This window comes from Streptomyces fuscichromogenes, assembly GCF_014645815.1.
Lineage (GTDB): Bacteria > Actinomycetota > Actinomycetes > Streptomycetales > Streptomycetaceae > Streptomyces > Streptomyces fuscichromogenes.
The window spans coordinates 431142-454787 of record NZ_BMML01000007.1; the positions used below are offsets into that span (position 1 = coordinate 431142).

Consider the following 23646-nt stretch of genomic DNA (forward strand, 5'->3'; position numbering starts at 1 on the left):
GCCGGGCTCACGGCGTGAGCCCACAGCAATCCATTCCACCAGCACGGAGTCAGGAAGATGACAAAACGCGCCTCGGCCGTGTCCGCGAGCCCACCCAGAAAACGACGCAACAGCTACACCCTTGCGCCACTCGTTCTCATCGCGGCCAATGTCGTGCTCTTCGCGCTGTTCTTCGTGTGGCCGGCGGTGATCGGGCTCGTCTACTCCTTCACGAACTACACGGGTGTGGGAGCGTTCCAGTTCGTCGGACTGGACAACTACCACAACCTGCTCGGGGACTCCGCCTTCTACGACGCGCTGACCCGGACGCTGCTGTACGCGGTCCTCTTCGTGCCGGTGAACTTCGCGGTCTCGCTGCTCATCGCCAATGTGCTGGTGAGCAAGCACGCCAAGGGCACGTCGGTGGCACGGATCATCTTCTTCATCCCGTGGCTGCTCTCGCCCATCGTCGTGGGTGTCCTGTGGCGGTGGCTGTTCGGCGAGAACTTCGGACTGGTCAACTACTTCATCGAGAAGCTCGGCGGGCACGCCGTTCCGTGGCAGTCCAACGCGGACCTGTCGCTGCTCGTGGTGGTGATGGCGGCGTCCTGGGCCTGGACGGGCTTCTCGATGCTGCTGTTCATCGCGGCGATCAAGAACGTACCGGTGTCCTACTACGAGGCGGCCTCGCTCGACGGCGCCGGTCCATGGCGCCAGTTCTTCAGCATCACGCTGCCGAGCATCGCGCCCACCTCGTTCATCGTCATCCTGCTCAACACGATCAACGCGATGAAGGAATACCCGGTCTTCGTCTCCCTCAACAACGGCGGACCCGGAACATCGAACAACCTGCTCGTCCAGTACATCTACCAGACCGGCTTCCAACGGGGCCAGATCGGCTACGCGAGCGCCGCGTCGTTCGTGCTCATGCTCATCCTGATGGCCGTCGCGATCATCCAGCTGATCGTCAACCGACGGGTGGAGAACCGATGACAACCACAGACATGCCACGCCCGGTCGACGCCGATCCCGGACGGCCCGCCGCCAAGAAGCGGTCCCGCGGCGCGAACAGCGGCGGGCTCCGGCGGGCGGTCCCCGCGACGACACTGCTGTGGATCCTCGCGTGCCTCTACGGACTGCCGGTGCTGTGGTTCATCCTCAGCTCCTTCAAACCGGCCGGAGACCTGTTCTCCTACCCGCTGACGATGGTTCCGCACCACCCCACCCTGTCGGGTTACCTGACCGCGTGGCGCAGTGCCAACTTCTCGCAGTACTTCATCAACACGACCCTCGTGTGCGTGATCACGACGATCCTCACCGTGGGAGCCAGCTGCTGCACCGGCTACGCGCTGGCCAAGTACGACAACAAATGGCTCAAGGCGTTCTTCATCTGCATCCTGGCCACCACGATGCTGCCGGGCGAGGTCATGCTCGCCCCCGAGTTCCTGGTGGTCCGCAACCTCGGCCTCTACAACTCGTTCGCCGGCGTCATCCTCCCGGCCGTGCTCACCGCGACCGGATGCTTCATGTTCCGCCAGTTCTTCCTGACGGTTCCCGACGAACTCGTGGAAGCCGCCCGCATCGACGGCGCCCGTGAACTGTCGATCTTCCTGCGGATCATGGTGCCGCTCTCCCGGCCCATCATGCTGACCCTCGCCATCCTGTCCTTCCAGTGGCGGTGGAACGACTACATCTGGCCGCTGCTGATGCTGAACGACCCCGACAAGTTCACCGTCCAGATCGGCATCCAGAGCATCGTCGGCGCCCAGAACATCAACTGGTCGGTCCTGCTCGGCGCCTCGGTCATCTCCATGATCCCGCTGATCGTGATCTTCCTGGTCTTCCAGCGCTACGTCATGGGCGCCGACATCAATGCCGGCCTGAAGGACTGACCTTGCCCAGCCCGCTCGACCACGAGTTCGTCCGCGCGGCGGCCGACGCGGCCGACCGGTCGGCCGCCCCGGCGGCGGCCCGCCCCGACGAGGAACCTGCCGGTGTCACCCACCGCGCCCTGGCGCGGTGGGTGAAGACCCTGGTCGCGGCGTACCGGTCCCCGGACTCGGCACTGCACGGCAGCGGGCGGGCCGTCGCCGCCGCGATGACGCAGCTCCGCGCCCTGCGCGCCGCGCAGACCGCCACCGGCCTCTTCGCCGGCGGCGACAACGTGCAGTCACCGCCGGACTCCGCGTTCACCGTCAACGACGTGTGCGACGCACACCTCCTCGCCGCCGGCGCGGGGCCGGAGCTGCGCGAGGTCACGGCCGCGCTCGCCGAGATCGCCGGCGCCGCCACCGGCGCCCTCCTGACCGGCGGGGTGCACACCCCGAACCACCGCTGGGAGCTGTGCGCGGCGCTGGCGCGGCTGCACCGCTCGTTCCCGGACGGCCGGCTGCTCGACCGGGTCGACGCATGGCTCGCCGAGGGCGTCGACATCGACGCCGAGGGCCTGTACTCGGAGCGCAGCGCCGTCTACGCCTCGCACGTGTCCAACCCGTCGCTGCTGCTCCTGGCCGACGTCCTCGGCCGCACCGACCTGCGGGACGCCGTCGAACGCAACCTCACCGCGACCCTGGACCTCATCCGGCCGGACGGCACCGTGGAGACCGTCCACTCGCGGCGGCAGGACCAGCACCACCCGTTCCCGCTGGCGCCCTACCTGCCGCACTACCGGCTGCTCGCGATCCGTACCGGCCGGGGCGACCTCAGCCGGGCGGCACGGCTGGCGGCCGCCGGCGGCATCGACGACCCCGACCTGCTGGCCCAGACCCTTCTCACCCCCGACCTGTGCCGCATGCTGCCGGCACCGGCGCCGGAACCCCTGCCCCGCGGCCGGTACCTCGGCACGGCCGGCCTCGCCTCACACGCGTCCGCCACCGCGCACAGCGTCCTGTACGGCGGCTCGGACGTGCCCGACCACCGGCGCATCCGCTCGGGCCTCGCCTGCAACCCCACCTTCCTGCGCCTGTTCGCCGGCGACGCCGTCCTCGACGCGGTCCGCCTCTCGCGGGGGTTCTTCGACCTCGGCCCGTTCCGCGCCGCCGGCCTGCGGCAGCTCGCCGACCACCGGTACCGGCTCACCGAGACCCTCACGGCCGCCTACTACCAGCCGCTCCCGCCGGGCCGGCGACGCGACGACGGCGCCTACCGGATGGCGGACGAGGGCCGCTTCTCGGCCGCGATGGCCTTCCCGGACCGGCCCCGGGACGAGGTCTCCCACACGACCCGCGTCGAGGCGGAGCTGCGGGAGGACGGTGCCGACCTGCGGATCGACATCAGCGGACCGAGGGTGCCCTGGGCCCTCGAACTGACCTTCCGGCCGGGCGGTGAGCCCGAGGGCGCCGTACCGATCGGCGACGGACGCTGGTGCCTGACCACCGGGCCGATGACCTACCGGGTCGGTGCCGACGAGATCAGGGTCGAGGCCGCCGTCGAGGCGGGCGAGCCGCTCGCCGGGCCGGACCGCAGCGACGTACTACGGTACGACCCGGGGCAGGACCACACCGTGGTCGGCGGTACCGACGCGACGTCCGGGAACCGTGTCTACATCGGTGGGCTCGGCCCGAGCACCCTGACCGTCGCACTGCGCGCCCGCCGTCCCTCGCCTGCCGTCTGACCTCGACGAACCACGCCACGGCCACCTCCAGCATGAAGGGCTGACCTCCTCCGATGCACCTGCCGCGCCAGCTCGGCCCGCTGCACGACCTGCCGTCCACCCCCGAGGCGTACGACGCGGTCCTCGCCGACGTCGTCGAACAGGCCCTGGCCCGCCTCACCGCCGAGGGCAACCTCGAACACCCCGACGCCGACGACGACATCGGCGACACCTCCCTCGGCATCACCTCCCTGCTGGCGCTGGCCTGGCAGCGCTCGAAGGACGCTCGGCTGCCGGATGCCGTGCACCGCAGCCTCGCCTTCCATCTGCGCGAACGCGTCTACACCGAGGACAACCCCGGCTATCCGAACCTCACCGTCCGCGACTGCGGTCTGCCGTACGCCCGTTACGTGCTGGAGGCGGGCGCGCACCCGATCGGGGACTGGCCCAGCACGGTGTGGGCGCTGCTCCAGGCCGTGAACGTCCTCGACCTCGCGGACGGCCTCGTCGACGACGAGCAGCGCGCCCAGCTGACCGAGCTGGCCCGCGGCTACTGGCGCTGGCTGACCGAGGCCACCTTCTTCAACCCGCAGGAGGCCGGCAACCAGGCCATCGGCTGCGTGGTCGGCGGGCTCATGCTGGCCCGGCACCTCCCGCCCGCGCAGGCGGAGCCGGTCCGTGAGCGGGCACTCGCCCTGTACACGGACAAGATCCGCGCGCACCGAGTCCTCGACCGCGGCGCCCTGCTGCCCCCCGAGCACGGCGGCGCCTACGACAACAACTACGGCCCCATCTCCCTGTCCTTCCTCGCCCAGGCCCACCGGATCAGCGGAGAGGAGATGTTCGCCGAGGACGGTGACGCGCTCGCCCGGTACATCGACGCCCGCCTGACCAACGGCGGCTTCGACAACGGCGGCCCCCGCTACAGCGAACAGCACTCCGCCTTCGAGTCGGTGCTCGGCCTGCGCTACTTCGGCGCCCGGATCGGCTCCGACCTGGGCCGCTACCGGGGCGACAGCCGCTGGGCCCGGCACGCGGTCAAGCCCGACGGCGGGGTCGACGGGCACTTCGCCTGGATGCTGGTCTGGCAGATCCAGGACACCACCGCCTGGCACCGCGACCCGTCGACGGTCCCGGCCCGCCACCAGCTCCGCGCGGGCTCCGTGTCGGTCGCCTTCGACCACCACATGACCCCCGCCCTCGTCGAGGCGGCCGGCACCTACCACCTCCCGGCCGCGGTGAACCGGCAGCACGGCTTCGGCCCCGTCCTGGACGGATTCCTGTACTGCCGGCCGATGGGAGAGATCCGGGTCCGGGACGTCCACGCCGACGGCCTCACCGCCAAGCTGGTCAGCAAGCCGGTCGTGGGCCCCGACCATGTGCTGCGCCATGTGCGCTCCCTCTACGTCACGGACGGCACCAGCCTGTGGGTGACGGTGGCCGTCGAGCGCTTCGCGGGGACGCCGTACCTGCTGTCCGGGCTGCCCTACGCGGCGGACGACGGCGACCGGGTCCGCCGGGTCGCCGAGGGCCGGGTCGCCTCGGCGGGCGCGCTGCGGCTCACGCATCCCGCGCTCCAGGGCCCCGACCACTTCGACGCCCGCGCCGAACTCACCCAGGAACAGGCCGCGTTCGCCCTCGCCGCCGACCCGCGCGGCTACGGCAACCCGGACCAGGGCTGGCGCCACCTGGTCACCAGCACCGCCTACGAGGCCGAACCGGCGCCGGGCGCGCCGGAGCACCTGCACGTGTTCGCCGTCCAGTACGGACCCGGCGGGGACTTCACTCCGTCCTTCGAAGGCGATCTGACCGTGCACACCGAGCAGTTCACGGCCGCCATCGGGGCCGAGGACGCCCACGGCGTGCCCGAACTGGCCCTGACCGCCTGCTAGAGGCTCTGCCGCGCGCGTCGATGAGTCCTTCGGCCCCCGGCGGTCGTACTGTCGGACCCGTTCCCGAGCAGGAGGACTCCCGATGCGCAGCGTGACCTATTCGATGAGCATGTCGCTCGACGGTTACATCGTCGGGCCGGACGGCACGTTCAACTGGACGGCGCCCGACAAGGAGGTCTTCCGCTTCTGGATCGAGGAGATCCGGGAGGTCGACGTCCACCTCATGGGACGGCGTCTCTACGAGACGATGCTGTACTGGGAGAACGCCGACCAGGAACCCGCGTTCGACGCCGCCGAGCGCGAATGGACCGCGCTCTGGAACCCGCTCCCGAAGGTCGTGTTCTCCACCACCTTGTCCCAGGTGCGGGGCCAGGCCGCCCGGCCGGCCTCCGGCAGCGTGGCGGAGGAGATCGAGCGGTTGCGCGCCGAGCCGGGGGAGGGCGACATCGCCATCGGCGGCGCGACCCTCGCCGCCGAGGCGGCCGAACGGGGTCTGATCGACGAGTACCGCACCATGATCTACCCCGTACTGGTCGGCGGCGGCACTCCGTACTTCCCCCGCCACGACCGCCGCGTGGATCTCGAACGCGTCGAGACCCGCACCTTCGACTCGGGGGTCACCTACCTCCGGCACCGCGTGGTGCGCTAGCTCGCCGTGGCCCGGGCCGCCCCGGAGTTCATCGAGGGCGGCCTGGACAGCGACACGTCACCTGCGCCAGAACAGGTGGTGGGTCACGCCGCTCGGGCTGGGGACGACCTCCAGGTGGAAGCGGTCGAGGAGATCGTCGGGGGAGTCCCAGAGGCGGAGGCCGGAGCCGAACTTCACCGGTGAGACCGCCACGTGCAGGGTGTCGACGAGGTCGGCGTCGAGGAACTGGCGGACGGTGGTGACGCCGCCGCCGAGCCGGACGTCCTTGCCCTGCGCGGCTTCCCGGGCCTGGGCGAGGACCGTGGCCGGGTCGCCCTCGACGAAGTGGAAGGTGGTGTCGGAGAGCGTGAACGACGGACGCGCGTGGTGGGTCATGACGAACACCGGGGTGCGGAACGGGGGCTCGTCGCCCCACCAGCCCTGCCACTCGTGGTCCTGCCAGGGCCCGCGCTGCGGCCCGAACTTGTTGCGGCCCATGATCTCGGCGCCGATGTTGCGGGCGAAGTCCCGGGTGAAGTAGTCGTCGAGGCCCCGGCTGCCGCCGGCCTCCGTGCGGTTGGGCCAGCTCGCGGTGGCGCCGGCCCAGGCGAACAGCCGCTCGGGACGGTCGAGGCCGAACGGCCGCTCCAGGCTCTGGTGCTCACTGGCACCGGCGGCGACCCCGTCGGCCGATACGACGAAGTTCATGACTCTCAGCAGTTGTTCCACGTGTTTCCTCGCCAGGTTCGTTTCGTGTCCTCGTGGGGCGAGACGCCGCACATCATGATGTCGAACGGGAGACGGCCGGATCGACAACAACCCGCGATCAATTTCGGGTGGGCGGCAGCGTCTCCGGTACCACCAGGTCCGCCCGGTCCCGGGTGGCCGCGACCAGGTCGGCGTTCAGCTGGTCGGTGCCCGCCACCCAGGCCACCGCCTGCTCGTGCCCCTTGCCGAACTCCTCGTGCCGGGCGACCAGCCGCCGTATCCGCTCGGCCTCGTCGACCTCGCAGAACCAGACCTCGTCCAGGGCCGGCCGGACCCGCGCCCACAGGCCCTCCGTCAGCAGCAGGTAGTTGCCCTCCGTGACCACCAGCCGGGCCGTCGGCGGGACGGGGATCGCGCCCGCGAGGGGCTGCTCAAGGACCCGTTCGAAGCCCGGCGCGTACACCACGACGTCCCGCTCCGCGCGCAGCCGCCGCAGCAGCGCCGCGTACCCGGCAGCGTCGAAGGTCGCCGGCGCCCCCTTGCGGTCCCGCAGACCGAGGCGGTCCAACTCGACGTCGGCCAGGTGGAAACCGTCCATCGGCACATGCGCGGCCCATGGCTCACCGGGGCCGTTCAGCTCCCGCACCAGACGCTCGGCGAGGGTCGTCTTGCCGGCGCCGGGGCTGCCCGCGATGCCGAGGATCGCGCGCGGGGCCCGTCCGGCGAGCGAACGGGCGCGGTCGAGAAGGTCGTCGAAAGTCAGCGGCACGCAAAAAGTGTGACACCGGGCCCCGAATGTGGCGGGCGCCACCCCCTCGAACCCGTCCGGTGGGGAAGATGCGGGTCATGACTGCACTCGGTCTGCCCGACACCATCCAGGCCTGTCTCTTCGATCTCGACGGGGTCGTCACCAAGACGGCCGTCGTGCACGCCGCGGCCTGGAAGGAGACCTTCGACGCCTTTCTGCGCGGCCACGACGGACAGCGGCCCTTCGACGCGGTCGCCGACTACGACGAGTACGTCGACGGACGCCCGCGCGCCGACGGCGTCCGCGCCTTCCTCGACTCCCGGGGCATCCACCTGCCCGAGGGCACCCCGGAGGACCCACCGGACGCCCCGACCGTGCACGGCCTCGGCAACCGCAAGAACGAGCTGCTGCTGGAGAGGATCCGCACCCAGGGGGTCGAGGCCTACGACGGCACCCTGCGCTATCTGGAGGCGGTCCGCGCGCACGGGCTGCGCACCGCGATCGTCTCCTCCAGCGCCAACTGCCGTGACGTGCTGCGCTCGATCGGCGCCGAGCACTTCTTCGACGTCCGCATCGACGGCGTCGTGGCCGCCGAGCGCCGGCTGCCCGGCAAGCCGCACCCGGACACCTTCCTGGCCGCCGCCCGTGACCTGGGGGTCGAACCCGCCCGCGCCGCGGTCTTCGAGGACGCCCTGGCCGGGATGGACGCGGGCCGCGCGGGGCGCTTCGGGTACGTCGTCGGCGTGGACCGCGTCGGACAGACCGACGCCCTGTACGCGCACGGCGCGGACACCGTCGTGAAGGACCTGGCCGAACTGGGAGGCAGGCAGTGATCACCCATCGGTCGTACGCCGTGGAACCCTGGGCGGTCCGCGAGACCGCGCTCAACCTCGACGTGCTGGCGCAGAGCGAGTCGGTGTTCGCGCTCTCCAACGGGCACGTCGGCTGGCGCGGCAACCTCGACGAGGGCGAACCGCACGGCCTGCCGGGCAGCTACCTCAACGGCGTGCACGAGGTGCACCCGCTGCCGTACGCCGAAGCGGGCTACGGCTACCCCGAGTCCGGGCAGACCGTCATCAACGTCACCAACGGCAAGATCCTGCGGCTGCTGGTCGACGACGAGCCCTTCGACCTGCGCTACGGCCGGCTCGTCACCCATGAGCGGGTCCTCGACCTGCGCCGCGGCGTGCTGGAGCGGACCTGTGAGTGGACCTCGCCGGCCGGCTCCACCGTACGGGTGCGCTCGACCCGGCTGGTGTCGCTGACCCAGCGGGCGATCGCCGCCGTCTCCTACGAGGTGACGGCCGTCGACCGGCGCTGCCGGATCGTGGTCCAGTCCGAACTGGTCGCCAACGAGCAGCTGCCCGGGGCGAACGGCGATCCGCGGGCCGCCGTGGCCCTGGATTCGGTGCTGGAGCAGGAGGACGACTTCGCCTCCGGGCACCGGCTGCGCCTCGTGCACCGCACCCGGCGCAGCGGCCTGCGGGTCGCGGTCGCCGCCGACCACACGGTCTCCGGTCCCGAGCGGACCGAGGCCCGCGCCGAGAGCGGCGCGGACGTGGCCCGGCTGACCGTCACCTCCGTGCTGGAGCCCGGAGAGCGGCTGCGGATGGAGAAGTTCGTCGCGCACGGCTGGTCCGGGGTGCGCTCGCTGCCCGCCATGGCCGACCAGGTGGACGCGGCGCTCGCGGCCGCCGCCCACGAGGGCTGGCAGGGGCTGGCCGACGACCAGCGCGGCTACCTGGACGACTTCTGGTCCCGCGCCGACGTGGAGGTGGACGGCGACGAGGAGGTCCAGCAGGCCGTCCGGTTCGCCCTCTTCCACGTGCTCCAGGCCGGGGCCCGCGCCGAGCAGCGGGCGATACCCGCCAAGGGCCTCACCGGCTCGGGATACGACGGGCACGCCTTCTGGGACACCGAGATGTTCGTGCTGCCCGTCCTCACCCACACCGCCCCCGGCGCCGTCGCCGAGGCGCTGCGCTGGCGCCACAACACGCTGCCCGCGGCCCGCGAACGCGCCGCCCAACTGGGCCTGGACGGGGCCGCGTTCCCCTGGCGGACCATCGCCGGCTCGGAGGGCTCGGCCTACTGGCCGGCCGGTACCGCCGCCTTCCACGTCAACGCCGACGTCGCCGACGCGGTGGTCCGCTATGTCGCCGCCACCGGCGACACCGACTTCGAACGGGACACCGGCGTCGAACTCCTCGTGGAGACCGCCCGGCTGTGGCGCTCGCTCGGCCACCACGACAGCCGCGGCGCCTTCCACATCGACGGCGTCACCGGCCCCGACGAGTACAGCGCGGTCGCCGACGACAACACGTACACCAACCTGATGGCCAGGGCGAACCTGCTGGCCGCCGCCGACGCCGTCGGACGCCACCCGCGCCAGGCGGCCCGGCTGGGCGTCGACGCGGAGGAGAGCGCGGCCTGGCGGGACGCCGCCGAGTCCGTCCACATCCCCTACAACCACGAACTCGGCGTCCACGAGCAGCACGCCGGGTTCACCCGCTACCAGCGCTGGGACTTCGAGAACACCCGCCCCGAGCAGTACCCGCTGCTGCTGAACTTCCCCTACTTCGACCTCTACCGCAAACAGGTCGTCAAGCAGGCCGACCTGGTGCTGGCGATGTACACCTGCGAGGCGTACTTCGACGAGGAGCACATCGCCCGCAACTTCGCCTACTACGAGCCGCTGACGGTCCGCGACTCCTCCCTGTCCGCCTGCTGCCAGGCCGTCGTCGCCGCCCAGGCCGGGCACCTGACGCTCGCCCACGCCTACACGGCGGAGGCCGCGCTGATGGACCTCGACGACCTGGAGCACAACACCCGCGACGGGCTGCACATCGCCTCGCTCGCCGGTACCTGGATGGCCCTGGTGGCCGGCTTCGGCGGGCTGCGCCACTACGACGACGGCGCCCGGTTCGCCCCCCGGCTGCCGGAACGGCTGCGCCGGCTTGCCTTCAGCCTGCAGCTGCGGGACAGCCGGCTCCGGGTGGAGATCGGCGCCGACAAGGCGACGTACACCCTGCTCGACGGCCCCCCGCTCACCGTCCACCACCACGGGGAGCCGGTGACGATCGGCACCGACAGCCCGGCGGTGCGGGCGGTGCCCCCGGTGAGGCAGGGCCCGGCCCCGGGCCAGCCACGGCACCGGGCACCTGCCCGACCGGCCTGAGCGCAGTTTTCCCGGAGGCGCGGGGAACTGCGCGACCAGCCACACCCGACCGGCACTCGACGACGCGGCCGCACCTCCTACGGCGTGATCGGTCATCCGCGCCGCCGGCGTGGCGTGTCGCGCAGTTCCCCGCGCCCCTGAAAGACAAAGACGGGGCGCTTTACGTCAGGGCGTTGGCAAGCAGCCGTACCAGGTCGGTCGTCGCGTCGGCAGCGAACAGCGCTGCCAGGGCGCCCAGCGCGAGAACGGCCGCCGCGGCCGACCAGAGATACGGGGGTGGACTCGTCTGCAGGGCCGCGATCCGGCGGGTGACCGCACGGTCCGTGAAGTTCAGGGCGCAGGCCGGGCGCGCGGCGCGGCCCGTGCTGAGGGCCGCCCGGGCCAGCGCACGGGCGGTGGTCCCGCGGTCCCCTACCTCGGTCGCCGCCTGCTCGTCCGCCCACCGCTCCACCAGGAACGTCACGGCCGAACGGACCGGCCCGAGCAGCGGGTCGGCGGCCGCGGCCAGCGTCACCGCCGTCACCAGACGGCCGTGCCGGTGGCGTAGATGGGCCCGTTCATGGGCCAGCAGCACCCGCCGTTCCGCCGGTGCCAGTGCGCCCAGCATCGCCGAGGTGACCAGGATGCGGCCCGGCCGGCCCGGGATCGCGAACGCCTGCGGCACCTCGCAGGCGGCCACCACCAGCTCGGTGTCCCGCGGATGCCCCTCGCACAGCCGTCGCAGCGCCCGCCGGGTGCGCCGCTCGGCGCGCACCGCCCGCTGCACCCGCCGGGCCACCACGGCCAGCGCCAGGCACGCGGCGACGCCGATCACCTCGGGCACCGGGTCGGCCAGCGGCCGCCCGTCCTCGTGGGCCTCCCGGATCACCGGCGGGACATCGCCCAGCAGCGCGGTGGTCAGCAGGATCAGGGACCAGGTGGTCGCGGCGGCGGTCAGCACGGCGGCGGACGTCAGCACGCGCGCCGCCAGCGCCGGGGCCATCCGGCGGCCGATCACCGGACTGACCAGGGGCAGCAACAGGGAGACCAGCAGCGGGGTGTAGACGTCGAACCTCATGCGCCGCCTCCGGCGAACAGGTTCCGCAGCGCCCGCTCCTCCTCCGGGCTCAGCCGGGACACGAACTGCTGGAGCGCCGCGATCGGGTCGGGGCCCCGGTCCAGGGCCTCGTGCATGGCCTCGGCGGTCAGCTCCGCCGCGTTCTTCGCCGGCCGGTACGCACCGCGCCGTCCGTCGGCGTCCCGCAGGACGAGCCCTTTGTCGTACAGCCGTTTGAGGATGGTGTGGACCGTGTTGTACGCGAGCCCGCCGCCGATCTCGGTCTGGATCTCGGCCGGGGTCAACGGCCGTTCGGTCGCCCACAGGGCCGCCAGGACCTCGCTCTCCAGCTCTCCTGCGCTGCGCCGCTCCGCCCTGCCGCGGGACCCTGTGCCAGCCATGTCCCAACCTTACAGCGCGTAGTGCCGCCGTTCGTATGGCCGCACCCGCGCTGCCTCCGCGGGTAAGTCCGTTTAGTTTGTCAGTGTTTGCTCCTGAAGCCCATGAGGGTCCTGCGCGCCGCAGGGGAACAGGGGTGGGTGTGTCGATGGTCCCGAACGTGAACGCCACGCCCGTCCTGGGCCGCCGGGGACTCTACTGGCAGAGCGGTGTCTGCCTCGTGCTGCTGCTCGGCGCGGGCTGGCTGGTCAGGCGGCACTGGCCGGCCGTGGCGCACGGGGTGGTCCGGCTCGCCGTCGCCGACCACGGGTGGCTGCTGGTGGCGGCCGGGGCGGCGGTCGGCACCTGGGCGTCCTCGGCGCTCGCCCAGCAGGGCGCGGTCGCCCGCCGGCTGCCCGTCGGACGGCTGGTCGCCACGCAGTTCGCCGCCTCGGCCGCCAACCACGTGCTGCCCGCCGGGCTCGGCGCGGGCGCGGTGAACCTGCGGTTCCTGATGCGCTGCGGTCTCCCGGCGGGCCGCGGTGCGTCGGCCCTCGCGGTCAAGGCGGCCGCCGGCGCCGTGGTCCGGCTCGCCCTCGTCGCCGTCCTCGCCCCCGCCTGCCCGGGACTGCTGCGGATCCCGCACCTGTCCATGGCCGCGCTCCTCGCCGGGACCGCCGCGGCCGCTCTGGTCGGCGTGCTGCTCCGGGTCCGGGTCTGGCCCCGCTGCCGGGGCGCGGTGGCCGCCGTGACCGCCGACATCCGGGCCCTGCACGCCCGCCCGGTCCGGGCGGCCGCGCTGTGGGGCGGTTCGCTCGCCTTCGCCGGGCTGCACGCGGTGGTCCTCATCGCCGTGACCCGGGCCGTCGGACTGCCGCTGGCCCCGGCCCGGGTGGCGCTCCTCTACCTCGCGGCCAGCGGAGCCGCCGCGCTGCTGCCCACCCCGGGCGGTCTCGGCTCGCTCGACGCGGCCCTCGCGCTCGCCCTCACCGCCTCCGGCACCACGGCCGCCGCGGCCGCTTCCGCCGTGCTCGGCTACCGGCTGCTGACCGTGTGGCTGCCCCTGCTGCCGGGCCTGTTGGTGCTCGGCCTGCTGATCCGACGCCGGGCGCTGTGACCGGGCAGGCGTCGTACGCCGTGGCTGCCCGCCGGTCCCGGTCATCGCGGCGGACGGCCTCGGACCCCCGGACGGCTGCCGGAGGCCGAAACGGCGGGCCTGACCGGGGACATGGCCGACCGGCGCCGCACCCGCCCCGACGCTCACGGCGTGGCCACCGGTCTCTCCGGTGCGTCGTGCGGTACCCATCTGTCCGGAACCCACCGGGCCGCCGCGCACGCGCAGACCCCGAGCCAGCCGTTCGCGAACAGCCAGCCGCCGATCACGTCGGTACACCAGTGCACGCCGAGAAACACCCGGGTGGCCCCGACGGCCAGGCCCCAGCAGGCGACGGCCAGGCACCACGGCGTGCGGCCCCGCGGGCCCCTGGCCCGGATCGCGAGGATCACGAGACCGGCGGCGAGCGCGGCCGTGGTGGTGTGTCCGGACGGGAACGACCAACCGGAGGCGGACGTCTGCCAGTCGGCCTGCGGCGGCCGGGCCCGCGCGATCAGCTCCATCACGGAGCTCCGGGCCGCCTGGCCCAGGGCGAGGCACCCCGCGCCGAGCAGCGCCGCGACCAGCCGCTGCCGCCGGGTCCGGCCCACGGCCACCCCGGCCGCCGTCACCAGCGCGTACGGCACGATCCCGGTGCCGGTCGCGGTGACCCCGCGGGCCACGGCCACCGCCACGTCCGGACGGTGACCGAGGGACCAGGCCAGCAACGTGCGGTCCGGGCCGAGCGGGGTGCCGTGCCGGCCGGTCACGACCAGGGCCAGCACCGCGAACGCCGCCCAGGCCCCGAACGCGACGCTCCCCGCGAACTCCGCGGTCCTCTTGCGGTTCATGACGCCGGCGACGGCCCTTTCCGATGACTGCGAAGCTCCGGTGACTGCGAAGGCGTAGACGGTCTACCCGAATGTAGACGAACGACGTCCGGCCGGTGTTCCCGGGCGTGCGCGTCCGCGTCCGGCGCGGCTTTTGCCGCACCATTACCAGTTCATGACCGGCTGACTACATGGGTGTAGTCATCATGGTCGGCGGAGTAAGGCATGCCTTCACTAAGTTCGAGCCAATGGGCGGGGACGGGCCTGCCGGGGAGGGCTGCGACGGATGTGGGACGACGCGTTTCCTAGTTTCCTGATCGGGCTGAGGGAAGGTCTTGAAGCCGGACTGATCGTCTCGATCCTCGTCGCCACGCTGGTGCGGGCGGGGGCCGCGAACCGGCTGGCGCAGGTGTGGACGGGTGTGCTGGCCGCGATCGCACTGGCGATGAGCTTCGGCGCGGTGCTCACCTTCACCGCCGCCTCCCTCTCCGCGACCGCCCAGGAGGCCTTCGGCGGCGTCCTCAGCGTGATCGCGGTCGCCTTCGTCACCGCGATGGTCTTCTGGATGCGGCGCTCGGCCCGCAGTCTCGCCGGCGACATCAGGCAGAAGGTCACCGGGGCCCTGGCCATGGGCTCGGGCGTGCTGATCCTGACCTCGTTCCTCGCGGTCGGCCGCGAGGGCCTGGAGACCGCGCTGTTCCTGTGGACCACCGCCCGGGCGGCCGGTGAGTCCGCGGGCCCCCTGACCGGCGCCGGGATCGGCCTGGTCCTGGCGGCCGGCCTGTGCTGGGGCCTGTACCGGCGCGTACTGAAGATCAACCTCTCGAGGTTCTTCACCTACACGGGTGCCGTCCTGATCGTGATCGCGTCCGGTGTCCTCGGCTACGGCCTGCGCGACCTCCAGGAGGGCGGCGTCCTCCCGGGCAACACGGCGTACGCCTTCGACCTCGGCGCCCACATCGACGCGGGCTCCTGGTACAGCACCCTCCTCCAGGGCGTCCTCAACATCACCCCGGCGATGACGTGGCTCCAGGTGGCCGGGTACATCGGCTACCTCGCGGTCGTCATGACCCTGTTCGTGCGGGGAGTGCGGACCGCGGCACCGAAGCCGGCCGACAGGCCGGAGCGGCAGGCGGAGCCCTCCGCCGCGAAGCCTGGAACGCCGACGCCGACGCAGTCGGAGCCTGCCGCCGAGCGCTCCGAGCCGGAGGCCTCCGCCGGGCGGCCCGAACCCGGCCCGGAGCCCGCCGGGGGGCCGCGGCGCCGGCCTGCCTGGGTGGTTCCCGTCGCCGTGGTCGCCGTGCCGGCCGTCGTCGCCGGGCTCGTCGTCGCCGTCGCCCGGCCCAAGCCGGCCGGCGGCCAGACCGTCGCCGTCTCCGAGACCGAGTGCGGCAAGGGCTTCACCGCGCCGAAGCCGGGCCGGCAGACCTTCCGGATGCAGAACACCGGCAGCAAGACCTCCGAGGTGTATCTGATCGACCCGAGCAGCAACGCGGTCTACGGCGAGGTCGAGGGCCTCGCTCCCGGCACCACCCGTGATCTGGTCGCCACGGTGGCCGGCGGCACCTACGCCTGGCGCTGTGTCCCCTCCAGCGGCAAGGCCGTCACCTCCGAGTCGGTCACCGTCAGCGGCGGCACAGGCGGCACCAAGGCGGTCGTACCGGTCTCCGAGGCGGACCTCGCGGCACCGCTGGCGGCGTACAAGGCGTACGTCGAACGGGGTCTGGCCACCCTGGTCGCGCAGACCCGCACCCTCGACGCCGACATCGCGGGCAACCACCTGGCCAAGGCCCGCACCGACTGGCTGACCGCCCACCTCACCTATTCCTCCCTCGGCGCCGCCTACGGCACCTTCGAGGACTACGACAAGAAGATCAACGGCCGTGCCGACGGCCTCTCGGGCGGCGTGGCCGACCGGGACTTCGCCGGGTTCCACCGGGTCGAGTACGGGCTGTGGCACGCGCAGACCGCCGGGCAGCTGAAGGCTCCGGTCCAGGCGCTCGCCGACGCGGCGGCCGGGCTCCAGAAGGCGTTCCCGGCCCAGGACTTCGACCCGGGCGACCTGCCGCTGCGCGCCCACGAGATCCTGGAGAACACCCTCCAGTTCGAGCTGACCGCCGACACCGACGAGGGCAGCGGCACCAACCTCGCCACCGCGAACGCCAACCTCGCCGGCACCCGCGAGCTGCTGACCGTGCTCCGGCCGCTGCTCACCACCCGGGCGCCGAAGCTGCTGCCGACCGTCGACGCGGACATCGCCCGTCTCCAGAAACTCCTGGACGCCGAGCACCAGGGCGCGACCTGGACCCCGGTCGAGGGGCTCGACACCGTCACCCGGCAGCGCATCGCCGGTGCCACCGGACAGCTCCTCGAAGACCTCTCCCCGGTGCCGGACCTCCTGGAGATCAGGAAGTCCGCCTGATGAAGCGCGCAGAGCACCCGCACCCGTACGACGAAGGGAACCCTCCGATGTCCGCTGCCGACACCCCGTCCTGCCCGATGGGCGCCGGCCGCCGTTCCTTCGTGCGGACGGCGCTGGGCGCCGGGGCCGCGGGCGCGGTCCTGGCCGGCGGCGGCTTCGCCCTGAGCCAGGCCGGCGGCGCCGCCGAGGCCCAGGCAGCCGACGCGAGCGGCACCACCGAGATCCCCTTCCACGGCACCCACCAGGCCGGCATCCTCACCCCGGCCCCGGCCGCCGCCACCTTCGTCTCCCTGGACGTCATCGCCGACAGCCGGCAGGAGCTCACCGACCTGCTGAAGACGATCACCGCGCGGGCCCGCTTCCTCACCTCCGGCGGCACCCCCGAGGACCTCGGCGTCGGCGCGCCGCCCGCCGACAACGGCATCCTCGGCCCCACGGTGCCCTCCGACGCGCTGACCGTCACCGTCGGCGTCGGCGCCTCCCTGTTCGACGACCGCTACGGCCTCGCCAAGGCCCGGCCGGTCCGGCTGACCCCGATGCGGACCTTCCCGAACGACAACCTGAACGCCGCCGAGTGCCATGGCGACCTCTCGCTGCAGATCTGCGCCAACAGCACGGACACCGTGCTGCACGCGCTGCGGGACATCGCCAAGCACACCCGGGGCGCCATGCAGATCAAGTGGCGCATCGACGGCTTCCAGAACGCCCCGCGGCCGACCGGCGCCCAGCGCAACCTGCTCGGCTTCAAGGACGGCATCGCCAACCCGGACGTCACCTCGGCCCGCGAGACCGACCGGCTGATCTGGGTCGGGGAGGGCCAGGGCGAGCCGGCCTGGGCGACGGGCGGCAGCTACCAGGTGATCCGGATCATCCGGATGCTCGTCGAGTTCTGGGACCGGGTCTCGCTGAGCGAGCAGGAGCTGATGTTCGGCCGCCGCAAGGACACCGGCGCCCCGCTGGACGGCGCCAAGGAGACCGACATCCCCAACTACGCCAAGGATCCGAAGGGCAACGCCATCCCGCTGGACGCCCACATCCGGCTCGCCAACCCGCGTACCTCCAAGTCCGACAGCACCCGCATCCTGCGCCGCGGCTACAACTACGACCGGGGCGTGGACAGCGTCGGCAACCTCGACATGGGCCTGGCCTTCTGCTGCTACAACCAGGACGTCCAGCGTCAGTTCGAGGCGACCCAGACCCGGCTGATCGACGAGCCGCTCGTCGACTACATCTCCCCGACCGGCGGCGGCTACTTCTTCGCCCTGCCGGGCGTGAAGAACGCCAGGGACTGGCTGGGGAGCGGGCTGCTGGCGGTGTGACCGGCGAACCGGCCTTTACCTTTCCATGACCTTCTCTTGGTGAAGGCCTGGTGCGGGCGTTGATGCGAACGATTTGCAAGTGCGGGAAGATGGCACAAGGCTGCCGCTGGCAGCTGCCTGTTGCTCGACCGAAGGATGTCACCTCCCGATGACGGCCACCCCTGGTTCCGCCCCGTCCCTTCCCGTCCAGGCCGAAGCCAAGCGCTCGGCCTGGCGCCGTGTCCGGGGTTCCATGACCCGGCAGGAGTGGACCAGGGTCGGCGGGATGGCCGGCTTCGTGCTCGCGCTGCACGTCATCGGCTGGGGCACGCTGGTCGGGATCATCGCCCCGCAGCACTTCAGCGTGGGCACCGAGTCCTTCGGCATAGGCATCGGCGTGACCGCGTACACGCTGGGCATGCGGCACGCCTTCGACGCCGACCACATCGCGGCCATCGACAACACCACCCGCAAGCTGATGGGCGAGGGGCAGCGGCCGCTGTCGGTCGGATTCTGGTTCTCCCTCGGCCACTCCAGCATCGTCTTCGGCCTCTCCCTGCTGCTCTCCTTCGGCATGAAGGCCCTGGCCGGACCGGTCGAGGACGACGGCTCGCACCTCCACGAGGTCACCGGCCTGATCGGTACGACCGTCTCCGGGACCTTCCTCTATCTCATCGCCGGCATCAACCTCGTCATCCTGGCCGGCATCTGGAAGGTCTTCCGGCAGATGCGCTCCGGCGCCTACGACGAGGCCGCGCTGGAGACGCAGCTGAACAACCGCGGCTTCATGAACCGCTTCCTGGGCCGGGTCACCGGCTCGATCAGCAAGCCCTGGCAGATGTACCCGCTCGGCCTGCTGTTCGGGCTCGGCTTCGACACGGCGACGGAGATCGCGCTGCTCGTGCTGGCCGGCTCCGGCGCCGCCTCCGGCCTGCCCTGGTACGCCATCCTCACCCTGCCGGTGCTCTTCGCGGCCGGGATGTCGCTGCTGGACACCATCGACGGCTCGTTCATGAACTTCGCCTACGAGTGGGCGTTCTCCAAGCCGGTCCGCAAGGTCTACTACAACCTCACCATCACCGGCCTGTCGGTGGCCGTCGCGCTGATCATCGGTACCGTGGAACTCCTCGGTCTGCTCGCCGACAAGATGCACCTGCACGGCTTCTTCTGGGACTGGGTCGCCGGGCTCGACCTCAACATCGTCGGCTTCGTCATCGTCGGCCTCTTCTTCGCGACCTGGGTGATCGCCCTGCTGATCTGGAAGGCGGGCCGCATCGAGGAGAAATGGACCACGGGCCTGGCCCGGCCCGCGGAGCAGACCGAGGGCTGAGCCAGCGCCCCTGAAGGGGCGCGGGGCCGTATCCGATGTGCGGCTACCGCCGCGTGGGCGCGACCAGCCACGACGGCGCCGCAGTCGACAGACGGCGGGTCAACCACGCACCTTCAGGTCCGCCCGCCACTTGACGATCTGCTTCTCCGCGTCGCCGGTGTACGACCACGGGGTGCGGGTCGCCCGGCGGCCCTGGAGCCGCAGCAGGTCGGCGGCGATGTCCGTGACGCCCGCCTGACAGGCCGCGTGTGTCAGGTAGTTGAGGTCACGCAGCTCGCCCGGGGCGACGGGGGCGTCACCGCGCTGGGTGATCCAGCGCTCCCAGGTGCGCCGCACGTCGCTGACCGCGCCGTCGTGCTTCCAGTGTTGGCTGAGCGCGACGGCGTTCTGCCGGTCCTCCGCCGCGTCCAGGGCGTACCGGAACTCCTCGACACGGGCGTACTGCACCAGGACGGGCAGCGCGCAGCCCGGCGGGGCGACCCCGGCCGCGTCCCGGGCGAAGTCGTACATCAGGCCGTGCGTGCCGTGCCAGCGCGCGGAGTAGTAGTGGAGCACCTGGAGGTGGCCCTCCACGTTGTACGGGTCGCGCCGGTGCAACTCGTCCCACCAGCGGGCGAGTTCCTGGCGGCGCACCCCGGTCGGATACAGCCGGGCCACCGAGATCAGGGAGACCCAGGGGGTCGGGTCCTGCGGGTACGCCTCGGCGGCGGCCAGGCAGGCCAGCACCGCGGTGTCGATCCTGGCCCGGTCCATCGGGGCGCCCCGGCCCGCGGAGATGGCCAGGGTGAACGCCCGGGCCGTCTCGGTCGCCGCCCGCAGCACCAGCGCGTCGGCGCTCTGCGGCTCGGCGGCCAGCCAGGACTCCATCGTCGAACTGCCCGCGCAGGCCTGGGCCAGCAGCCGTACCCGGTGGCCCCGGACGAGCCAGTGGGGGCCGGTGGTCCGCAGCAGTGCCCGCAGGCCCTGCCAGCGGCCGATGACGATGTCCTGCCGGGCCGAGGTCAGGGGTTCGTCCCCGCAGTCCGGGTCGAATTCGGGGGCGAAGCGGTCTCGCGCCATCGGACTCGTACCTCAGAAATCGGTGGGGAGGCCTTCGTAAGCCTGGGCATGGACGGTGGCATGATCATCGGGGACCCAGTCGGCCGCCACGGTGCGGGTGGCGTCCAGCCTGGCCGGCCGGTAGTAGTCGCTGCCCTGCTTCCAGTACCAGAGCATCGGGATCAGCCCCACGGCCAGACCGCCGATGCCGATGGCGATCGCCGCGCTGCTCAGCTGGCCCAGCGACTCGACGAAGATCCAGAACATGAACAGCGCACCGCACAGCGGCCAGAGCCCGCCGAGCAGGAAGTTGCCCGCCGACCTGAACAGCGTCTTGCGGTAGGCCACGACCACCGCGAGGCCGGCGAGACCGTAGTAGACGGCGATCTGGAGGCCGATCGCCGAGATGGCGTCGGAGAGGATCTCGCCCACCGAGCCCAGCGCGTTGGAGGCGATGAACAGGGTCAGCGCCACCGCGCCGACCACGCCGATCGCCACGTGCGGGGTGTTCCAGGTGCGGTGCACCCTGCCCAGCGCGGTCGGCATCGTCCGGTCGCGGCCCATCGCGAACAGCGAGCGGGTGACCTGGATGAGGGTCGTCTCCAGGGTGGCGATGGTGGAGAGCATCACGGCGACGATGAGCAGCTTGCCGCCCCAGCCCGGCCAGATCTGCTCGCCCAGCACGCCCAGCACGTTGGCGTCGTTCGCCGCGATCTGGTCCGCGGACAGGATGACGTTCACGGCGATGGTGAACACCTCGAACAGCGCGAAGACGATGCCGACGCCGATCAGGCCCGCGAGTCCGGTGGTACGGCGGGAGTTGCGGGTCTCCTCGCTGAGGTTGCTGGTGACGTCCCAGCCCCAGTAGTAGAAGGCGGCGATGAGCGCGCCGGAGGCGAAGCCGGAGACCCCGTCGAAGTGGGAGAAGCCGAGCCAGGACCAGTCGAAGGTGCGGGCGGTGTTGGTGTGGAAGAGGGCCAGCACCGCGAACAGCAGCAGGACCGCCAGCTCGATGCCGGACATCAGCAGCTGGGCGCGCACGGTGAGGCGGGCCCCGCCGAGCACCACCGCCAGCATGATCAGGAACCAGGCGGCGCCGACCACCGTGGACAGGGCCACGTTGTCGGCGAGGCCCGCGTCGAACAGGGACAGCGTCATCGATCCGGCGGGCAGCGAGCCGGCCACCATGAAGATGGTCGCGGACACCACCAGCGCCCAGCCGCTGACGAAGCCGAGGAACGGGTGCAGGGTGCGGCCCACCCAGGAGTAGCTCGCGCCCGCGTTCACATCGATCCGGCCCAGGTAGCTGAAGGCCAGCGCGATGCCCAGCATCGGTATCGCACACCACAGCAGGGCGGCCGGACTGCCCAGCCCCACCGCCCCGACCAGCACCGCGGTGGTCGCGGCCAGCGAGTACGCCGGTGCGCTGCCCGCGATGGCCATGACCACGGTGTCGAACGTGCCGAGGGCGTTGGCCTGGAGCCCTCTGCCCCTGTTGTTGCTCATGGTTGTGCTGCTTTCCGGTCGTGCAGGGCGCACGGGAGTGCAGGCCCGCGGTGGTACGGGTGGGGGGTGCACGACCCGCCTCGTACCCGGAGAGGGATGGCCTCGGGCAAAGGGCCGGTCGGAAAGAAGAAAGGGGTGGTGAGGGCCGCATGCCGAGAGTCGGCGGACGGTCACACCGCGTGTGTGGGTGTGACTATAGCGGCCCTCTTTGACCTTTCAAGCTGACCGAGCGGTAATCACATATGCCACTTGGGGCTACGAACTCTCACATCGGAAGCAACGGTTCCGCGGGCCCTCAGTCCTCCAGCCGGTCGAGCTGCCGCAGCTTGTTGGTGGCGTCCAGGGCCGCGACCTTGTAGGACTCCGCCAGCGTCGGGTAGTTGAAGACGGCATCCACCAAGTAGTCGACCGTGCCCCCGCAGCCCATCACCGACTGACCGATATGGATCAGTTCTGTCGCTCCGCTGCCGAAACAGTGCACACCGAGCAGCCGCCGGTCCTCGGGGGAGACCAGGAGCTTGAGCATGCCGTGCGAGTCGCCGATGATCTGGCCCCGGGCCAGCTCCCGGTAGCGGGCCACCCCGACCTCGAACGGCACGCACTCCTCGGTGAGTTGGTCCTCGGTCCGGCCGACGAAACTGATCTCCGGGATGGTGTAGATGCCGATGGGCTGGAGGTTGTCCATCTGCCCGACCGGTTCCCCGCAGGCGTGGTACGCGGCCACCCTGCCCTGTTCCATCGAGGTCGCGGCGAGCGCCGGAAAACCGATCACGTCACCGACGGCGTAGATGTGCGGCACCTCGGTGCGGAAGTGCTCGTCCACCGTGATCCGGCCCCGCCGGTCCGCGGACAGCCCCGCCTTGTCCAGGTCGAGTCCGTCGGTCAGGCCCTGCCGGCCCGCCGAGTACATCACCGTGTCCGCCGGTATCTTCTTGCCGCTCTCCAGCACCGTCAGCGTGCCCCGGGGATGCCGCTCGACGGCGGCCACGGTCTCCCCGAACCGGAAGGTGACGGCCAGGTCCCGCAGGTGGTACTTGAGCGACTCCACGACCTCGACGTCGCACATGTCCAGCATGGCCGCGCGCTTCTCCACCACGGTCACCTTGCTGCCGAGCGCGGCGAACATGCTGGCGTACTCCATGCCGATGACACCGGCGCCGACGATGACCATGGAGCGCGGCACCCGCTCCAGCGACAGCACGTTGTCCGAGTCCATGATGGTGCGCCCGTCGAACTCGACGCTGTCCGGGCGGGCCGGCCGGGTGCCGGTGGCGATGATGATGTGCTCCGCGGTCAACAGCCGTTCGTTGCCGCTCGGTTCGCGCAGGGCGACGGTGTGCGGGTCGATGAACCGCCCGATGCCGGAGCAGAGGGTGACGTGGTTGCGGGAGAGTTGGTTGCGGATGACGTCCACCTCGCGGCTGACCACGTGCTGGGTGCGCGCGGTCAGGTCGGAGACGGTGATCTCCTCCTTCAGCCGGTAGCTCTGGCCGTACAGGTCGCGCTGGGTCAGGCCGGTCAGGTAGAGGACGGCCTCGCGCAGGGTCTTGGAGGGGATGGTCCCGGTGTGGATGGACACACCGCCGACCATGTCGGGGCTGTCGACGACGGCGACCCGGCGACCGAGCTTGGCCGCGGCGATGGCGGCCTTCTGGCCGCCGGGTCCGGAACCGATGACGAGCATGTCGAAGTCGGGCACCCTGCGAAGTCTGTCAGCAGCCGACCCCGCTTCGAAAGGGTGAACGGGCAACCTTCGTGTGAAATCCGACAGCGGTGGATCAGGGCAGGAGCCGCTCGACGCAGCTGGGCCCCTCGCGCTCCATCTTCTTCCTGGCCCATTCGAGCGTGGCCGGGGTGACGTCCCGGCCCGACGCCATCACCAGGTCCTCGGGCGCCACCCCGGTACCGGGGGCGCTGTGCAGCAGGGCGTCCGGGGTGGCTCGGTCCTCGGGCGGCCGGGACGCTTCGGGTTCTGAGGTCGACATGGGTCCCT

20 protein-coding genes are annotated in these 23646 nt (G+C 71.8%); 11 read left to right on the top strand and 9 right to left on the bottom strand.

Going from position 1 to position 23646, the window contains the following annotated elements:
* Nucleotides 1-57 precede the first annotated feature (57 nt).
* From IEZ11_RS18310 to IEZ11_RS18330, 5 genes are all read left to right on the top strand, one after another.
* Entirely contained in the window at nucleotides 58-972 is a 915-nt protein-coding gene (locus IEZ11_RS18310) for a carbohydrate ABC transporter permease (protein WP_189263837.1), read from the top strand.
* Entirely contained in the window at nucleotides 969-1871 is a 903-nt protein-coding gene (locus tag IEZ11_RS18315) for a carbohydrate ABC transporter permease (protein WP_189263838.1), read from the top strand. Before IEZ11_RS18310 ends, IEZ11_RS18315 begins: the two co-directional genes overlap by 4 nt.
* A 2-nt stretch (nucleotides 1872-1873) precedes the next feature.
* Nucleotides 1874-3592 (top strand): hypothetical protein, encoded by a 1719-nt coding sequence (locus tag IEZ11_RS18320; protein ID WP_189263839.1) that lies wholly within the window; start codon nucleotides 1874-1876, stop codon nucleotides 3590-3592.
* A 53-nt stretch (nucleotides 3593-3645) separates the two neighbouring features.
* On the top strand, nucleotides 3646-5463 hold the full coding sequence (locus IEZ11_RS18325; RefSeq protein WP_189263840.1) for a hypothetical protein: 1818 nt from the start codon (nucleotides 3646-3648) through the stop codon (nucleotides 5461-5463).
* Between the two features lie 82 nt (nucleotides 5464-5545).
* Complete coding sequence (locus IEZ11_RS18330; protein WP_189263841.1) at nucleotides 5546-6112, top strand: dihydrofolate reductase family protein; 567 nt, start codon at nucleotides 5546-5548, stop codon at nucleotides 6110-6112.
* 57 nt (nucleotides 6113-6169) lie between these two features.
* Here IEZ11_RS18330 and IEZ11_RS18335 read toward each other — a convergent pair whose 3' ends face one another.
* Both IEZ11_RS18335 and IEZ11_RS18340 read right to left on the bottom strand, forming a co-directional pair.
* A complete protein-coding gene (locus IEZ11_RS18335; RefSeq protein ID WP_189263842.1) occupies nucleotides 6170-6820 on the bottom strand; it encodes a dihydrofolate reductase family protein in 651 nt (216 codons plus the stop codon).
* Nucleotides 6821-6917: 97 nt separating this feature from the next.
* Entirely contained in the window at nucleotides 6918-7568 is a 651-nt protein-coding gene (locus tag IEZ11_RS18340; RefSeq protein WP_189263843.1) for a nucleoside/nucleotide kinase family protein, read from the bottom strand.
* A 77-nt stretch (nucleotides 7569-7645) separates the two neighbouring features.
* On the opposite strand from IEZ11_RS18340, the gene IEZ11_RS18345 reads away from it, so the two are divergent.
* Entirely contained in the window at nucleotides 7646-8380 is a 735-nt protein-coding gene (locus tag IEZ11_RS18345) for a beta-phosphoglucomutase family hydrolase (RefSeq protein ID WP_189263844.1), read from the top strand.
* A complete protein-coding gene (locus tag IEZ11_RS18350; protein WP_189263845.1) occupies nucleotides 8377-10722 on the top strand; it encodes a glycoside hydrolase family 65 protein in 2346 nt (781 codons plus the stop codon). The genes IEZ11_RS18345 and IEZ11_RS18350 overlap by 4 nt, the downstream gene beginning before the upstream one ends.
* A 160-nt stretch (nucleotides 10723-10882) precedes the next feature.
* Here the strand turns inward: IEZ11_RS18350 and IEZ11_RS18355 are convergent, their stop codons facing one another.
* Complete coding sequence (locus tag IEZ11_RS18355) at nucleotides 10883-11779, bottom strand: M56 family metallopeptidase (protein WP_189263846.1); 897 nt, start codon at nucleotides 11777-11779, stop codon at nucleotides 10883-10885.
* Complete coding sequence (locus tag IEZ11_RS18360; protein ID WP_189263847.1) at nucleotides 11776-12159, bottom strand: BlaI/MecI/CopY family transcriptional regulator; 384 nt, start codon at nucleotides 12157-12159, stop codon at nucleotides 11776-11778. The genes IEZ11_RS18355 and IEZ11_RS18360 overlap by 4 nt, the downstream gene beginning before the upstream one ends.
* 146 nt (nucleotides 12160-12305) lie before the next feature.
* On the opposite strand from IEZ11_RS18360, the gene IEZ11_RS18365 reads away from it, so the two are divergent.
* Nucleotides 12306-13253 carry a lysylphosphatidylglycerol synthase domain-containing protein gene (locus IEZ11_RS18365; RefSeq protein ID WP_189263848.1) on the top strand — a complete coding sequence of 316 codons (948 nt, stop codon included), beginning with the start codon at nucleotides 12306-12308 and terminating at the stop codon, nucleotides 13251-13253.
* Between the two features lie 143 nt (nucleotides 13254-13396).
* On the opposite strand, the gene IEZ11_RS18370 is transcribed toward IEZ11_RS18365, so the two are convergent.
* A complete protein-coding gene (locus IEZ11_RS18370) occupies nucleotides 13397-14080 on the bottom strand; it encodes a phosphatase PAP2 family protein (RefSeq protein WP_189263849.1) in 684 nt (227 codons plus the stop codon).
* A gap of 265 nt (nucleotides 14081-14345) precedes the next feature.
* Here IEZ11_RS18370 and efeU point away from each other — a divergent pair, with 265 nt between their 5' ends.
* The 3 genes from efeU to nicT all read left to right on the top strand — a co-directional run bounded on the left by efeU (nucleotide 14346) and on the right by nicT (nucleotide 19109).
* Nucleotides 14346-16481: an iron uptake transporter permease EfeU gene (gene efeU / locus IEZ11_RS18375; protein ID WP_189263850.1), complete on the top strand. Its 2136-nt coding sequence runs from the start codon at nucleotides 14346-14348 to the stop codon at nucleotides 16479-16481.
* 47 nt (nucleotides 16482-16528) lie between these two features.
* Nucleotides 16529-17800 (top strand): iron uptake transporter deferrochelatase/peroxidase subunit, encoded by a 1272-nt coding sequence (gene efeB, locus IEZ11_RS18380; protein ID WP_189263851.1) that lies wholly within the window; start codon nucleotides 16529-16531, stop codon nucleotides 17798-17800.
* 148 nt (nucleotides 17801-17948) lie between these two features.
* Nucleotides 17949-19109: a Nickel transporter NicT gene (nicT, locus tag IEZ11_RS18385; protein ID WP_189263852.1), complete on the top strand. Its 1161-nt coding sequence runs from the start codon at nucleotides 17949-17951 to the stop codon at nucleotides 19107-19109.
* Between the two features lie 99 nt (nucleotides 19110-19208).
* Here the strand turns inward: nicT and IEZ11_RS18390 are convergent, their stop codons facing one another.
* From IEZ11_RS18390 to IEZ11_RS18405, 4 genes are all read right to left on the bottom strand, one after another.
* Nucleotides 19209-20168 carry a hypothetical protein gene (locus IEZ11_RS18390; protein ID WP_189263853.1) on the bottom strand — a complete coding sequence of 320 codons (960 nt, stop codon included), beginning with the start codon at nucleotides 20166-20168 and terminating at the stop codon, nucleotides 19209-19211.
* 12 nt (nucleotides 20169-20180) lie between these two features.
* Complete coding sequence (locus IEZ11_RS18395; RefSeq protein WP_189263854.1) at nucleotides 20181-21653, bottom strand: APC family permease; 1473 nt, start codon at nucleotides 21651-21653, stop codon at nucleotides 20181-20183.
* A 295-nt stretch (nucleotides 21654-21948) separates the two neighbouring features.
* Nucleotides 21949-23352, bottom strand: a complete 1404-nt coding sequence (gene sthA, locus IEZ11_RS18400; RefSeq protein WP_189263855.1) for a Si-specific NAD(P)(+) transhydrogenase — start codon at nucleotides 23350-23352, stop codon at nucleotides 21949-21951.
* Nucleotides 23353-23431: 79 nt separating this feature from the next.
* Nucleotides 23432-23638: a hypothetical protein gene (locus tag IEZ11_RS18405; protein ID WP_189263856.1), complete on the bottom strand. Its 207-nt coding sequence runs from the start codon at nucleotides 23636-23638 to the stop codon at nucleotides 23432-23434.
* Between the last annotated feature and the right edge of the window lie 8 nt (nucleotides 23639-23646).

Bases quoted from the DNA above. Each gene is read 5' to 3' on its own strand.
- IEZ11_RS18330 (WP_189263841.1), top strand. From the start codon at position 5,546: ATGCGCAGCGTGACCTATTCGATGAGCATGTCGCTCGACGGTTACATC.
- IEZ11_RS18315 (WP_189263838.1), top strand. From the start codon at position 969: ATGACAACCACAGACATGCCACGCCCGGTCGACGCCGATCCCGGACGG.
- IEZ11_RS18310 (WP_189263837.1), top strand. From the start codon at position 58: ATGACAAAACGCGCCTCGGCCGTGTCCGCGAGCCCACCCAGAAAACGA.
- efeB (WP_189263851.1), top strand. From the start codon at position 16,529: ATGTCCGCTGCCGACACCCCGTCCTGCCCGATGGGCGCCGGCCGCCGT.
- efeU (WP_189263850.1), top strand. From the start codon at position 14,346: ATGTGGGACGACGCGTTTCCTAGTTTCCTGATCGGGCTGAGGGAAGGT.
- IEZ11_RS18395 (WP_189263854.1), bottom strand. From the start codon at position 21,653: ATGAGCAACAACAGGGGCAGAGGGCTCCAGGCCAACGCCCTCGGCACG.
- IEZ11_RS18370 (WP_189263849.1), bottom strand. From the start codon at position 14,080: ATGAACCGCAAGAGGACCGCGGAGTTCGCGGGGAGCGTCGCGTTCGGG.
- nicT (WP_189263852.1), top strand. From the start codon at position 17,949: ATGACGGCCACCCCTGGTTCCGCCCCGTCCCTTCCCGTCCAGGCCGAA.
- IEZ11_RS18355 (WP_189263846.1), bottom strand. From the start codon at position 11,779: ATGAGGTTCGACGTCTACACCCCGCTGCTGGTCTCCCTGTTGCTGCCC.
- IEZ11_RS18405 (WP_189263856.1), bottom strand. From the start codon at position 23,638: ATGTCGACCTCAGAACCCGAAGCGTCCCGGCCGCCCGAGGACCGAGCC.
- IEZ11_RS18360 (WP_189263847.1), bottom strand. From the start codon at position 12,159: ATGGCTGGCACAGGGTCCCGCGGCAGGGCGGAGCGGCGCAGCGCAGGA.
- IEZ11_RS18365 (WP_189263848.1), top strand. From the start codon at position 12,306: ATGGTCCCGAACGTGAACGCCACGCCCGTCCTGGGCCGCCGGGGACTC.
- IEZ11_RS18325 (WP_189263840.1), top strand. From the start codon at position 3,646: ATGCACCTGCCGCGCCAGCTCGGCCCGCTGCACGACCTGCCGTCCACC.
- IEZ11_RS18390 (WP_189263853.1), bottom strand. From the start codon at position 20,168: ATGGCGCGAGACCGCTTCGCCCCCGAATTCGACCCGGACTGCGGGGAC.
- IEZ11_RS18345 (WP_189263844.1), top strand. From the start codon at position 7,646: ATGACTGCACTCGGTCTGCCCGACACCATCCAGGCCTGTCTCTTCGAT.